This is a genomic window from Delftia tsuruhatensis NBRC 16741, from assembly GCF_001571325.1.
Lineage (GTDB): Bacteria > Pseudomonadota > Gammaproteobacteria > Burkholderiales > Burkholderiaceae_C > Comamonas > Comamonas tsuruhatensis.
Genome location: NZ_BCTO01000025.1, coordinates 72,379 through 86,600, shown reverse-complemented (window position 1 = coordinate 86,600; position 14,222 = coordinate 72,379). Strand labels below are relative to the sequence as shown.

Sequence of the window (14,222 nt, the reverse complement as noted above, 5' to 3'; positions counted from 1 at the left end):
TGTCGCCGGCTGCCCGGACGCCCCCTCCCGCGAAGCGAGAGGGGGCGTCGTGCAACGGGGGAAGCGGCGTAAGCCGCTCAGGGGGAGTTACGCCAATGCAGGCCAGTCGATGTAGCCCTGGGCGCCGCCGCCGTAGTAGGCCTCGTGCGGGGCCACGGCCAGCTCCTTGCCGTGGCGCAGGCGGGCCACCAGATCGGGGTTGGCGATGAAGGGGCGGCCGATGGCCACGGTGTCGATCAGGCCCTTGGCGCGGCGGTCCATGGCCAGTTCCAGGTCATAGCCGTTGTTGCCCATGTAGGCGCCGTCAAAGAGCTTGCGCAGCGCGTCCAGGTCCACGCCGGGCGGCAGTTCGCGCGAGCCGCCGGTGGCGCCTTCCACGACGTGCAGGTAGGCCAGGCCGAAGCGGTTGAGCTGGGGGATGAGGTAGCCGTAGAGGGCCATCACGTCGCTGTCCAGCGGCGTGTTGCCGGCGTTGGGCGTGACGGGCGACAGGCGGATGCCCACGCGGTCGGCGCCCCAGACCTTGGCCACGGTGTCGGTGACTTCCAGCGTCAGGCGGGCGCGGTTTTCGATGCTGCCGCCATAGGCGTCGCTGCGGTGGTTGGTGGAGTCGCGCAGGAACTGGTCGAGCAGGTAGCCGTTGGCCGAGTGCACTTCCACGCCGTCAAAGCCTGCACGCTTGGCGCATTCGGCCGCATGGCGGTATTGCTCGACGATGCCGGGGATTTCGCTGGTTTCCAGGGCGCGGGGCATGGACACCTCGGCTACGCCGTTGGGCGTGAAGGTGACGCCTTCGGCCTTGATGGCAGAGGGGGCGACAGGGGCCACGCCACCGGGCTGCAGGTCCACGTGCGAGTAGCGGCCCACGTGCCACAGCTGGGCCACGATCTTGCCGCCGGCCGCATGTACGGCGTCGGTGACCTTCTTCCAGCCGGCGACCTGTTCCTCGGTCCAGATGCCGGGGGTCAGGTTGTAGCCGCGGCCCTGGGCCGAGATGTTGACGGCTTCGCTGATCAACAGGCCTGCGCTGGCACGCTGGGCGTAGTAGGTGGCGTGCAGTTCGGTGGGCACGCCGTCGTCACCGGCGCGGCTGCGGGTCAGCGGGGCCATGACGAAGCGGTTGGCGAGCGACAGGCCGCCCAGTTGGGTGGGGGAGAACAGATCGGTGTGAAGGCTGTGGTCGGTCATGGTGTGCAGTAGTGGTGGTTGAACAAAAAAGAAGTGGGATAAGTAAGAGGTGTAGGTTTTAAAGTTGACCAGTCGTCTACAAAAAAGACAAATAAAAAGCGGCGGCCAAGCCTGCTCAGCCCAGCAGCCGCTTCGTGGAAACAAGGGCTGCGGCAAAGGGCTCCTCATGCCGGCCCAGCTTGGACAGCAGGGAGGCGCCCAGCCACAGCTGGTACAGCGATTCGGCCAGCGCTGGCGCGTCCAGGTCGGATGTGATGGAGCCGTCGGCCTGGCCGGCGCGCACGCAGTCGGTCAGCCGGGTGATGATGGCGTCGGTGCCGGTGCGCAGCACCGAGCGCATGTCGTCGGACAGGTCGCAGACCTCGGGGCCCAGCTTGACCACGAGGCACTGGCCTCCTGCATGGGCCGAGCACTGGTTCTGCGTCCAATGGCGGAAGTAGGTCATCAGCCGGGAGATGGCCGGATCGGGCGTCTCCATGAGCGCATCGATCTTGGCCAGGTACTCGTCGAAGTACTCCTGCAGCAGGGCCTGGCCGAACTCTTCCTTGGACTTGAAGTAGTAGTAGAAGGAGCCCTTGGGCACGCCCGCAGCCGCAACGACCTCGGCCAGGCCGACGGCCGTATAGCCTTTCTGGGTCATCAACGCCTTGGCCACATCAAGGATGTGCTGGCGTGTTTCCTGTGCGGGTTTCTTCATGGGATCGAAGTCTAACGCAAAAACCGACCAGTCGTCTACAAACTTTGTTCCCGCGTCATTCCGGCGGTCGCAAGGCCTGTGCCGTGTCGGGCAAGTCACCCGGCCGGATGATGCGCGCAAGGCCCATCCTGTCGCTCAGAAAGTCGATCAAGGCCCGGGCGGCGCCGGACTGGAAGCGGTTGGGCATGTACAGCATGAACATGCGGCCCTGGTTGATGCTGAATTCGTAGTCCTGCATGGCCAGCACGACGCGGCCATCCTCCACCTGGCGGCGCACCATGTAGTCGGGCACCAGCCCCACGCCCAGGCCGCCGGTGATGCAGTCGCACAGGAAAGGGTAGCTGCGCGACATCAGCGTGGGCGTGATGTCCAGCTCCTCCAGCGGCTGGCCGTTCCGCGCAATCTGCAGGCGCACCTTGCCGCTTTCGCCGCCCGATGTGATGAGCGGCGTGCGCGACAGCTCGGACGGTGTCTCCGGCAGGCGGTGGCTGCGCAGCCAGTCGCTGGAGGCGCACAGGCTGTAGCGCACCGGCCCCATGTCGCGCGCCACCAGCATGGGCGGCGGGTCGGACATGACGCGGATCGCGATGTCCACGCTGTCCTTGAGCAGGTTGTCGATGAAGTTCTCCAGGCGGATGTCCAGCACCACCTGCGGATGGGCGCGCTTGAACTCGATCAGCCACGGCGCCATGACCAGGTGGCCGTAGCCGGTGGGCACGCTCAGCCCGATCTTTCCCGAGATGTCGTCCGTGCTGCTTTGGGCCAGTTCGCGCACCAGCTCGGTCTCGTTGAGGATGTTGCGCGCATGACGATAGATGCGCTGGCCGACCTCGGTGGCCTCCACGCCCTGGGGCGTTCTGCGCAGCAGCGATGCGCCCAGGGACTTCTCCAGCCGGGCCAGGTGGTAGCTCACGTTGGCCCGCGACATGTTCAAGAACTTTGCCGCCTGGCTCAGGTTTCCGTGTTCGATGATCTGGACAAGGATGTTGAATGCCAGGAGATCCATGCGCTGCAGTCCAAGGGGGTGTCAATATTGTTTGACATGATGTCAACCGCCGCCGCCATTGTCAAAGAGGGTGCGCTGGGCAGAATGGGCCAGCCAGAACACATAAGCATTCAAGGAGACAAGATGGCAGGCATCACAAAAAGACAGGCGTTGGCCAAGGGCATGGCGCTGGGCGCCATCGGCGTGGCTGCGTTCGCATCGCTGTGCGGCGCGGCGCAGGCCAATACCGATACCGGCGCCTGGCCCGACAGGCCGATTCGCCTGGTCGTTCCCTTCCCGCCGGGCGGACCCACCGATGGCGCGGCGCGCGTCTACGCCGAGGCGCTGGCGCGCCAGCTGGGCCAGCCCGTGGTGATAGAGAACAAGCCCGGCGCATCGGGCGCGGTGGCGGCAGGCCAGTTCCGCACGGCAGCGCCTGACGGCTATACGCTGATGATGATGGTCACGCCCACCATCATGGCGCCGCATTTCTTCAAGAACGTCAAGTTCCACCCGGCCACGGATTTCGCCCCGGTCACCAAGATCTACGACCTGCCCAATGTGATTGCGGTCAATGCGCAGTCGCTGCCCAAGGTGACGGACCTCAAATCGCTGTTCCAGTACGCCAAGGCGCAGCCCGCCACGCTGGACTACACCAGCTCCGGGGCGGGCAGCTCGGGCCACCTGAGCATGGAGCTGATGAAATCCGCCAAGCTGCACACCATGCAGCACGTGGCCTACAAGGGCAGCGCGCCCGCCATGAACGACACGCTGGGCGGCGTGGTGCCGGTGATCTATGCGGACATGGTGTCTGCGCTGCCCCATATCCGCAGCGGTCGGCTGAGGGCCCTGGCGGTGGGCACGCCGCAGCGCGTGAAGGCGCTGGACGGCGTGCAGACCATGGCCGAGCAGGGCTTTGGCGGCTATGAGGCATCGTCCTGGGGCGGCCTGGTGGCACCCAGGGACACACCGCGCGCCATCATCGACAAACTCAGCGCCACCTCGCGCCAGCTGCTGGCCACCGACGAGGTGCGCGACCGTTTCGAGAAGATCGGCGTGGCGGCCGCCTACCTCAACCCCCAGGACACCGAGGGCCTGATCCGCAGCGACTACACCCGCTGGGGCGAGGTGGTGCGTACCAACGGCCTGGGCGCGGAGTGAGCCCATGGCCATGAGTCCTATTCCTGCGCAATCCATGTTCCGGCCCCTGCGGGCCGTGCGTTCCCTGGCCGATGTGGAGGCCATCGAAAGCCAACCCATGGCCGGGCTGATCACGGCGCAAACGGTCTACGACCTGTTTTGCAACTCCGCGCGCGAGCACGGCCAGGGCAGGGCGCTGAGCTTTCTGCCCCAGGCCGGCAGCGTGGATGATGCCCGGCACCTGAGCTATGCCGAACTGCTGGGCAAGATCCACCAGACGGCCAACGCCCTGCATGCGCTGGGCATGGGCGCCAGCGACACGGTGGCCATCCTGCTGCCCGGCTGCATGGAGTACCACTTTGCGCTGTGGGGCGGCGAGGCGGCGGGCATCGTGCAGCCCATCAATCCGCTGCTGAGTGCCGAGAAGATCTCTGCCCTGATGCGGACCACGGGCGCGCGCTTTCTGATCGCCTGGGCGGACGAGGACGATGCCGGCATCCGCGAGAAAGTCACGGCGCTGGATGCGGACCTGGCGCATGTGCTCTGGGTCTCGCATGAAGGCCGGGTTCCCCAGGGGGATGGACAGCGCTGGCCCGCCAGCGATCTGAACGCCGCCCTGGCCGCCCAGCCCTCCGACCGGTTGGTGAGCGGGCGCCAGCCCCAGGCCGGCGACGTGGCGGCCTACTTTCATACCGGGGGCACCACGGGTGCGCCCAAGATCGCCGTGCAAACGCATGGCGCCCAGGTCTACACCGCCTGGGCCAGCGTGCAGATGCAGGGCCTGAACACGGCCGACCGCACCATCAACGGCTACCCGCTGTTCCATGTGGCGGGCGTGCTGCCGGGCTCGCTGGCCTGCTTCTCGGCCGGGGCCCACGTCATCATTCCGACCACGGGGCTGTTTCGCAACAAGGCCGTGATTGCCGGCTTCTGGCGCATGGCGGCACAGTGGAAGCCCACGCTGATGTCGGCCGTGCCCACGGTGCTGGCCGCGCTGGTGGAGGTGCCGCTGCTGGGGGCCGATGTGTCCTCCATCCGCTACTTCCGCACGGGCGCCGCGCCGCTGTCGCCCGAGGTGGCGGCGCGCTTCAAGGCGCACAGCGGCTTCCATGTGCACGAGAGCCTGGGCATGACCGAGATGACGGGCATCTCCACCATCACGCCGCCCGGCCTGCACGCAGCGGCCGGACATGTGGGCCTGCGCCTGCCGTTTGCGCGCCTGGCCGTGCGCCGCATGGGGCCGGACGGCAGGCCATCGGACCAGGAAGCGGCGGCCGGCGAAACCGGCATGGTGGTGTTCCAGTCGCCCAATCTGTTTTCCGGCTACCTGGCCGGCATCGAGCCGTCCAGCTACCTCACCGATGACGGCTGGCTGATCACGGGCGACCTGGGCTCGGTCGGCGACGATGGCCTGCTGCGGCTGCGCGGGCGTTCCAAGGACGTGATCATCCGCAGCGGCCACAACATCGATCCGCAGGTGATAGAGCAGGCGCTGGAGCGCCATCCCGCCGTCAAGGCCTGCGCCGCCGTGGGCGCGCCCGATGCCTATGCGGGCGAGGTGCCTGTGGCCTTTGTCGCGCTCCACCCCGGCGCCCAAGCCGATGAGACCGAACTGCTGGCCTTTGCCGCAGCCGGCGTGGACGAAGCGCCTGCGCGCCCGCGCTATGTGCGCATCATCGATGCGCTCCCCACCACCAACGTGGGCAAGGTCTACAAGCCGCGCCTGCGCAGCATGGCTGCGGAAATCTACGCCCGCACCCTGGTGGCCCAGGCGCATGAGCGCATGGGCCTGCCGCTGCCGCCCGCGGCCAGCACCACGCATGCGGAAGGCGAGGGCTTTGTGCTGCGCCCGGCCAAGGCGCACGACAGGCGCCCCTGGGAGCAGGCCGCCGAGGCGCTGGCCTTCACGGGCGAGCCGGTGCGCATCGAGGATGCCGCCTGAACGCTGGGCCGGACCCCATTGCAGCCACTTGGTGAACTGCGCCGGAGCGGTGCGCAATGCGCATAGAATGCAAACCATTCGCATTCAATAATCAATGCGGCGACATGCGGCCGCACCCCACTGCCCAAGCACGTTCATGCCGTCGGCCCGTTGTGGCGCCGATGGCTGTTTTTTTTGTCCATTGAGGAAGCTGCAATGAAGAAACACTGGATTCTTGTCTCCGCACTCCTGGCCGCCAGCGGCGCCAGCCAGGCCCACCAGATCTGGCTGGAACAGCCGGCCGGCGAAACCGCCGTGATCCGCTTTGGCGAGTTTGGCGACAACCTGCGCGAGACATCGCCGGGCCTGCTCGACAAGTTCGGCAAGCCCGTGGCCACCCTGGTGTCTGCCCAGGGCGAGAAGGCCGCCGACGGCCGCAAGACCGGCACCGGCTTTGCGCTGCCCTTCAAGGCCGGCCAGGGCGAAAGCATCGTGGCCGAGGATGCCGGCTATCCGCTGTACACCAGCAAGAAGGGCGAGCAGGAACTGCGCAACTGGTACCACCCGGCCGCGCGCCTGATCACCGGCTTTGCCGCCCAGGCCCCGCGCCTGACGCTGGATGTGGTGCCCTCGGGCAAGGCCGGCGAATTCAAGGTTATCTACAAGGGCCAGCCCCTGCCCAAGGCCAAGGTGGTGCTGACCGTGCAATCGGGCTGGAGCAAGGAAGCCCATGCCGACGAGCAGGGCCTGGTGCAGTTCGACATGCCCTGGAAGGGCACCTACGTGGCCGAAGCCACGCACGACGAGCGCAGCGGCGGTGAGCGCACCGGCCCGAACGGCGCAGAAAAATACGACGGTGTGCACTACGTGACCTCGGTCACCTACGTCAAGCCTGATGGCGTCGCCGCCATCCCGGCCGGCCCTGCAGCCAAGCCCAACAAATAGGCACTGCGGCAGGCACTGCGGTCCTGCACGGTCCGCACCGGCCGGTGCGGGGCACCGGTTTCCATGGCGTCCGGGCCTGCAGGCATACGGGCGCGACGCCAGCCACCAGGCAGTGCTCAGGGCAGGAACGGTGACGACAGCAGCCGCAAGCCGATGGAAAACCACCGCTCCTGCGTGCTGCTGCCCGCGCGGTTGCCGTAGGTGGCATCGACCTGCACATGATTGGGAACCAGCCAGTAGCGCAGGCCCATCTGGTAGAACGGCTTGCCCTGGTTCTGGCCGAATGTCTCGGCAATCAGCCAGGTGCTCTGGCTCAATTGGGCCTCGGTGGCCAGGCCCCAGGTCATGAGGTTGCGATGCGCCTGCGCCGTGCGCAGCCAGCCCACGTTGGTGTGGAAGAACAGCCGGTCATCGCGCAGCGAGAACGTGACGGGCACATAGGCGTACAGGTCTCCCCGGCCCTGGCCCTCGTCATTCGGATGCCGCGCATTGCCCACGGCCAGGCCCCAGCCCCAGCCATTGGGCTGCAGTTCCTTGAACAGGGTCTTGCCCTGGATCACCACATCCGTGGTCCGGCTGCTGCCGTCCTCTCGCGTGCGTGCCGCGCCCAGCGTCAGCTCCAGATTGCCCGTGAAATTGCAGGCCGGCTGGGCCCAGAACTCCGTGCTGTCCTTCTTGGACTTGACCCAGCTTTCCAGCTGGCAGGACTTGGCATCGACGATGCGGGCATCATCCGTGATCATGGGCCGGGCTGCATGGGCCGGGCTGGTGCCGAGACAGGCTGCCAGGCCCAGGGCTGCCGCCGTCCAAAGGGAGTGGGAATTGCGCATGGCCCGCCATCCTAAAGCCGAAAAATGACGCCACCAGAACATTGCTGTGCCAGGAGCGCCACAACAACGGCTGTGCACGGATTTCCCCCATATGGCCCATATGGCCCTATATGCCCTTATATGGCTGGCACATCGAGGCACAGACGCAGACCCGCCATCTGCCCGGGCATGTTGGCCAGCGGCAGCTGAAGCTCCGTCAGCAGCATGGCCTGCTGCATGGGATGCTGAAACGGATAGAACGCCGCCGCACCGCCACGGATGCGCCACTCGTGCGGGCTGGCCTGCAGCCGGGTGAACGTGGCAACCGCCAACGCCGCCACTCCCCAGGGATTGGAGGCCGCGCGGTTGAGCTGCCCATCGCCAAACTGCGTCAGGCACACATCACCGGACAGATCGCGCTGGGGAACTGCGTCCCCGCTGGAGAAATCAGGCCGCTCCAGCCCATCGCACAGCTCCACATGCTCTTCAATCTGGTGCTCGGCGCTGTAGCGAAAGCGCTGCACGGTGTGCCAGCCGATGCGGCGCTCCACGATGTTGCCGTGCAGGTCGTACTGGAAGCGCAGGTCTTGGTAGACAGCGAGCCGGTTGGTGGGCACCTGTTCGCGTTCGTTGCTGGTGCCGCCGCTGCTGAGGTCTCCACCACGGTTGGGGTTGAGCAGGTTGCCTGCGGGGTCGAATGCGAAGGTTTCCAGGTTCCGGCCCGAGGTGGGCGATCCGCCGGCAGCATTTTTCTGGGCGGCAAGGATGCGGCCCAGGGCGTCGTAACGGTACTGGCTGTCGCCGCGCAGGCCGTCGCGCGTGGCGACGAGGTTGCCTGTGGGGTCGTACTGGTACAGGCGGGCGATGCGCTGGCCGGACCGAGCTTGTCAATTCATTTATGCACTGAAATAACAGTGCATGGCCAGGGATTTATGTAATTCTTCTGAAGAATAAAAATAAGGTCATTTTTTATTGTAAAATGAAAGCTGTTCTTTAATGTGAAATATATTTCAAAATTTCATTGTGGCGACATATTTTACTGAAAATAAAATTACTTTTTCAATAAAATATAATTAAGATCTGCTCCATATTTCTGCAAGGCCACCATTTTTTGCATGGGTCGTTATCTTGAAAAGACCATTATTATCGTGGTGATAATGGTATTCTATATCATCTGCCCATCCTGATGCATAGGCTGTTTCTTTAGATGGCAGATTATCAATGGCTTCTATTATATTTATGGAATAATTATTATTTCTTCCAACAATTATACTGACTAAGCTTCCGTCTTTTTCTTTGGATAAATACCCGTAACCATTAAGTCGTGGAAGATTCTTTACAGAATCTTTATATGGAAGGTCAATGTGATGTACATTGGCGATATCTGATGATAAATATTCCCCATATAAACTTGTGGATATAAAGTTGCAAGACTTTTCCTTCGGGGCAATGATTATTGTTGGATGATTATTATTAAATGCTGTTGAGAAATTGCCTTTTTCGATGGCTTCAAAAGGAGAATCATATTTTTTCTTCAGAAGCTTTGGTGAATTGAACCCGTCTATTTCTGAACGATAAGGAATCGGATTAAAAAAATCACCTTTTGAATAACGCCATTCATCGACTTTTGGAAATGATTCAATATGTGCATTTTGTGAAATATTATTAGATGCGTCTTTAAAATTGATCAATAATGTATCTAGGATTTTCTTTATATCTGCGCGTTCATTTATCATTTAAATTTCCTTATAAGCAACAGCAGGAAAAGGCTGCTTTCCAACTACCATTTTCAAGTCGTCGCCCTATATCCTCTAGGGCAGCCTCAACATTGCCTCCTCGCTTTTCAACACCTTTCAGTATCTGGTATATCAGTTTATCGTTCATATCACTGTGCACGTGAGGCCCGGCATGATAGTTTCCCGTGCTGATGCTCGCCGCTTTGCCTGGATGGTTGGCCATCGCAGTCTGAGATGGATTTGTTCCCCATAATCTGGCGCCATTGGATGCGCTGTCTATTCCAATATTATTTCGGCCTAAAATATCTCTGGAATTCTGGACGTGCCTATTTTTTTTGCAATTTTCCTGAACAATATGATGCGGGGTTTGACCTGGTTGAAGTGGGCGACCAGAGTTTCTAAGGTTTCGTCCCAATTTTGCTGCTGTTAAGCCAAGTATGTCCGCCCATATTTGTGGGTTTACGGCAAATATATAAAAATTGGACCCCCCAGCCAACCCAATCGGATCCTGATGCACAAACCTCCCCACCACAGGATCGTAGTACCTGAACCGGTTGTAGTGCAGCCCCGTCTCGCCGTCAAAGTACTGTCCCTGGAACCGTAGCGGTTGTTCCACCAGCGCCAGGCTTTGTACCTCACCCTGGGCGGCCAGGGCCAGCGGGCGCTGGTCGTGGGTGAACACCGCTGCATCGTCCGTGCCGGTGCGCAGGTACTGCAACTGCTGGGTCTGGCCCCAGACCTTGTAGCTGGCGGCCCAGACGATGCGGCCGGCTTCGTCGGTGAGTTCCTGGGGGGCGCCGATCTGGTCGCAGTGGTAGTAGTAGGTGGCGAAGCTGGCTTTGTCCGCTTCTGCCTGTGCGTTGCGGTTTTCCTCGCTCTTCCATTCCGACTCCAGCTTGGCCAGGGGCACGAAGCTGTCGGGCTCGTAGAGGTATTCGCTCAGGCGTGAGCCACGGATTTCTCCGGCGAGCAGGTCGCCGTCGTAGAGGAAGGTGGTGCGCCCGAAGGCATCGTGCTTGTCGATGCGCCGGCCCAGCGCGTCGTAGCGGTAACGCGTGGTCTGGACGGTGGCGGCAGGCTCTGGCTGCGCATTCGATCCGGCGATCTTCGGTTCGGGCCTGTCGTGGTAGCGCGTGACCGTGGATTCGAGCATCTGGTGCTCGGCGCTGTAGCGAAAGCGCTGCACGGTGTGCCAGCCGATGCGGCGCTCCACGATGTTGCCGTGCAGGTCGTACTGGAAGCGCAGGTCCTGGTAGACGGCGAGCCGGTTGGTGGGCACCTGTTCGCGTTCGTTGCTGGTGCCGCCGCTGCTGAGGTCTCCACCACGGTTGGGGTTGAGCAGGTTGCCTGCGGGGTCGAATGCGAAGGTTTCCAGGTTCCGGCCCGAGGTGGGCGATCCGCCGGCAGCATTTTTCTGGGCGGCAAGGATGCGGCCCAGGGCGTCGTAACGGTACTGGCTGTCGCCGCGCAGGCCGTCGCGCGTGGCGACGAGGTTACCTGTGGGGTCGTACTGGTACAGGCGGGCGATGCGCTGGCCGGAGGGCAGGGGAGTGTCCCGGTCCCAGAGGGCCTGGGGTGAAGGCCTGCCGGGCTGACCTTGGAGTGCGCCTTGCTGGCTGACCTTGTGCGAGGTGAGGCGGCCCATGGGGTCCCAGCCATAGCGGCTGGTCAGCGTGCCTTGGGTGCGTTCGATTTCCTGGTGCAGGGCGTCGCGTTCGATGTCGCTGAGCACTTGGCCGTCGGCGAGGATCTGGTGCAGGTGGCCCGAGCCGTAGTAGAGCCATTGGACGTGGCGGCCCCCGGGCAGCCAGCAGTCCGTGCGGTTGCTCAGCGCGTCGTAGGCGTGCCGATAGCTGTAGGTCGCCAGCGCCTGCTCGTCTGCACTGGGCGCCATATGTACCTGGGTCTCTTCCACCAGCCGCGATAGAGCGTCGTAGGCGAAGCGCACATGTGCATCGGGGTTGCTGGCATGCAGCATGCGGCCCAGCAGGTCGTAGCCATAGGTGGTGGTTCCTCCGTCTCCATTACCTGCCGCGTCGCTGCCCACGTGGATCTTGGCGACAAGGCGGCCCAGCACATCCCTGCGAAACAGCGTGCGCTTGGGCAGGGCTGCGTCGGGCCGTGGATCGTAGGGCGTGTCCGGGGGCTGGTGGGCATCGCGCTCGTGCAGTTCGGTCAGTTCGCTGGCGGCGTTGTAGCGGTAGCGCTGTATGCGGCCGTCAAAACCGGTTTCCTCGATCAGGTTGTCTGCGGCGTCGTAGGTGAAGCTGGTGACGGCGCCGTTTTCGTTCTGCAGGGCGATGAGCCTGCCCACGGCGTCATAGCGGTAGCGCAGCGTGCCGCCCAGCGCATCGCGGCGCTCCACGGGCTGGTCCAGGCCGTTGTAGGTGTAGCGGGTGATGGCGCCTTGCGGGTCGGTGTAGGAAAGCAGGTTGCTCTGGGGGTCGTAGGCATAGTGATGTTCGGAACCATCAGCGCCCCACATCCTGCGCAGGCGCCCCAGCGCGTCGTGAAGGTAGCGGGTGGTCTGGCCCAGGGCGTCGGTGGAGGCCACGAGGTTGCCCAGGATGTCCCACGCATAGCGCGTGACCTGGCCCGAGCAGTCGGTGTAGGCCACGAGCTGTCCGGCTTCGTCCCACTGCAGATGGCGGGTTTTGCCCAGCGCGTCTTCTATGGCGACGGGCAGGCCGCGCGTGTCGTATTTCCAGCGCGTGGCGTGGCCGAGCGGGTCCAGGCGCTCGACCAGATTACCCTGGGCGTCGTAGGCCTGCCGCCAGACATGGCCCAGCGCGTCGGTGACTTCTTCGGGCAGGTTGAGCTGGTTGTACTTGAGGCGGGTGGTGGCACCTGATGCGTCCGTGACGGCCAGCAGGTTGCCCTGGCCGTCGAATTGCCAGCGGGTGATGCGGCCCATGGCGTCCCGCGCCTGTTGCGGGTTGCCGGCGGCGTCCATGCGCGTCTCGGATCGGACGGGCTGGCCATCCGGCCCGGGTTCGACGATGGCGATGACCTCATGCCGGGCGTTGTATTCGTAACTGCTGCGCCGGCCCAGGGCGTCGGTGACATGGGTGGTGCGGCGGCCCAGGTCGTAGTCGAAGCGGGTGTCCAGCGTGCCGGGCTCGTCGGTCCAGGTCCGCACGACGCGGCCGCCCGCGTCAAGCCGGCTCCATTCCTGGTGGTAGGTGAAACCGGTGCGGCTGCTGTAGGCCACCATCAGGTGCTGGCGATAGCGATAGTGCGCCACGCCGCCCATGGCATCCGTGGCGGACTGGAGGTTGGCGTGGGCGTCATCCGGGACGTTGCCATCCGTCCCATAGGCATAGCGTGCCAGCAGGCCGCCGACCTGTTCCACGCCGTCGATCACACGGGATTCCAGGTGGATCTCCTGCAGGAGCGGGCCGGAGGGTCCCTGGTCTTCACTCCAGGTGAAGCGCAGCTTGCGGCCAGCGCTGTCGGTCAGTCCCAGCGGGCGGGGCGCGCGGCCATCGATGCCTGTGGCGGTGTAGGCCGGGTAGTGAAGGGTGATGGTGTTGCCATTGCGGTCCACCAGGTGCACCAGTGGCAGACGCCATTGACCGGTGGCCGGGGGGGCGAACAGGTGCCGGGTGCCATCGGCGCTTTCAACGCTCCAGCCGCCTTGCTGGTGGTGGGTGACGGTGATTTTTTCGCGCGGGTCGAAGTGGCTGGTCCCGGCGGCAATCACGGGCAGCTGTATGCGGCGCCCGCGGGCGTCGTAGTAGTGCACCGCATCGTGGACCAGCACCAGTTCGGTGGACAGGGGCGTGCTCCATCCCCATCCAAGCCAGCCAGGACGGCGGTCGCTGGAGCGGTAGTACCGCTGCCAGGTCAGGGCCATGGGGCCGGGCAATTCGAAATCCGTGTCGCGCAGGATCTTGGTGCCTGTGGCAAAGATCACGGGATGGCATGTGCCCAGCTCGCAGGTCGGTGGCGTGGCAATGCTTCCCTTGGAGGCGTTATCGATGATGTTGCCCTGCGTGTTGGGATTGACGCTGTTGTCCGTGCGCTTTGCCACGGGGTTGCGGCGCGATTTGGCGCGCTGGGCGATCTTGCCCAGGACAAAGCCAATGGTGATGGCGACCACGCCATCGGCGATAACTTCGGCGATCTGGTCGATTTTTTCGTCGGTCAGCGGCGGTGTCAGCAGCTCCTGGATTTCCTGGGCGAGTTCGGCGACTTGCTCGGCCGCCTGGGCCATGGCGGCCCCTCCGACGACGAGGTTGACGCCGGGAATGAGCTTGCCTACGAGTTTGAGGGCGGGCCCGATCAGCGCGCTGGGATCGGTCAGGCTTTCTCCAAGGGCCGACAGCTGGCTGGAGAAGGCGCCCGGCAGCTTTTCGATCACCTTCTGCGCCAATTGGTCATACGGCCCGGGCAGCGCCTTCATGGCAAGGCGCATGGCCCAGCCAGGATTGATGACCATGGCGTTGCTTTTGGTCGTGTCGAAGGACCGCACGCTGCCCCGGCTCTCGAACTTGGTATCGCTGCTGTAGCTGGTGGGCTCGGCCGCGCCGCCGACAACGCCGGAACGCACGCCCGCGATACCACCGAGCTTGTCGGGTGTGGCGGGTATGGACTCGAAGCGGCTGCCGGCAACGGCCACGGGGTGCCCATCGATCTTGAGCGTGGCCGTGCCGTTCTTCAGGCCCGGGCCATGGGCCATGTTGAGGATGGGAACCGGTGGTCCCTGGGGCTTGGGAAAGACGGGGTTGATCGGGCCAGGAATCATGGCCGGATTGCGGCCTTCGTGTATGGCTCGGCGGTCGTTGACGTAGGTGGCCAT

The 14,222-nt window shown here is 63.9% G+C and carries 10 protein-coding genes; 3 read left to right on the top strand and 7 right to left on the bottom strand.

Annotated features, from left to right (window positions below; genetic code table 11):
• Positions 1-87 precede the first annotated feature (87 nt).
• The 3 genes from DTS01S_RS13770 to DTS01S_RS13760 form a co-directional block, all read right to left on the bottom strand.
• Entirely contained in the window at positions 88-1,188 is a 1,101-nt protein-coding gene (locus tag DTS01S_RS13770) for an alkene reductase (protein ID WP_047327287.1), read from the bottom strand.
• A 115-nt stretch (positions 1,189-1,303) separates the two neighbouring features.
• Positions 1,304-1,885: a TetR/AcrR family transcriptional regulator gene (locus DTS01S_RS13765; protein ID WP_012205713.1), complete on the bottom strand. Its 582-nt coding sequence runs from the start codon at positions 1,883-1,885 to the stop codon at positions 1,304-1,306.
• Positions 1,886-1,940: 55 nt separating this feature from the next.
• Positions 1,941-2,891, bottom strand: a complete 951-nt coding sequence (locus DTS01S_RS13760) for a LysR family transcriptional regulator (RefSeq protein ID WP_013802329.1) — start codon at positions 2,889-2,891, stop codon at positions 1,941-1,943.
• Between the two features lie 123 nt (positions 2,892-3,014).
• Between DTS01S_RS13760 and DTS01S_RS13755 the strand changes: the two genes are divergently transcribed.
• The 3 genes from DTS01S_RS13755 (at position 3,015) to DTS01S_RS13745 (ending at position 6,876) form a co-directional block, all read left to right on the top strand.
• Positions 3,015-4,031: a Bug family tripartite tricarboxylate transporter substrate binding protein gene (locus DTS01S_RS13755; protein ID WP_061287882.1), complete on the top strand. Its 1,017-nt coding sequence runs from the start codon at positions 3,015-3,017 to the stop codon at positions 4,029-4,031.
• 4 nt (positions 4,032-4,035) lie between these two features.
• Positions 4,036-5,952: an AMP-binding protein gene (locus DTS01S_RS13750; RefSeq protein WP_061287881.1), complete on the top strand. Its 1,917-nt coding sequence runs from the start codon at positions 4,036-4,038 to the stop codon at positions 5,950-5,952.
• A gap of 195 nt (positions 5,953-6,147) precedes the next feature.
• Entirely contained in the window at positions 6,148-6,876 is a 729-nt protein-coding gene (locus tag DTS01S_RS13745) for a DUF4198 domain-containing protein (protein ID WP_016447013.1), read from the top strand.
• A 116-nt stretch (positions 6,877-6,992) separates the two neighbouring features.
• Here the strand turns inward: DTS01S_RS13745 and DTS01S_RS13740 are convergent, their stop codons facing one another.
• From DTS01S_RS13740 to DTS01S_RS13730, 4 genes are all read right to left on the bottom strand, one after another.
• Complete coding sequence (locus DTS01S_RS13740; RefSeq protein WP_017405129.1) at positions 6,993-7,706, bottom strand: hypothetical protein; 714 nt, start codon at positions 7,704-7,706, stop codon at positions 6,993-6,995.
• Between the two features lie 116 nt (positions 7,707-7,822).
• Positions 7,823-8,302, bottom strand: coding sequence for a hypothetical protein (locus DTS01S_RS31050; RefSeq protein WP_061287880.1), 480 nt, complete (start codon positions 8,300-8,302; stop codon positions 7,823-7,825).
• Positions 8,303-8,758: 456 nt separating this feature from the next.
• Positions 8,759-9,421, bottom strand: a complete 663-nt coding sequence (locus DTS01S_RS30460; RefSeq protein WP_139223831.1) for a hypothetical protein — start codon at positions 9,419-9,421, stop codon at positions 8,759-8,761.
• 10 nt (positions 9,422-9,431) lie between these two features.
• Entirely contained in the window at positions 9,432-14,222 is a 4,791-nt protein-coding gene (locus DTS01S_RS13730; protein ID WP_082774914.1) for a DUF6531 domain-containing protein, read from the bottom strand.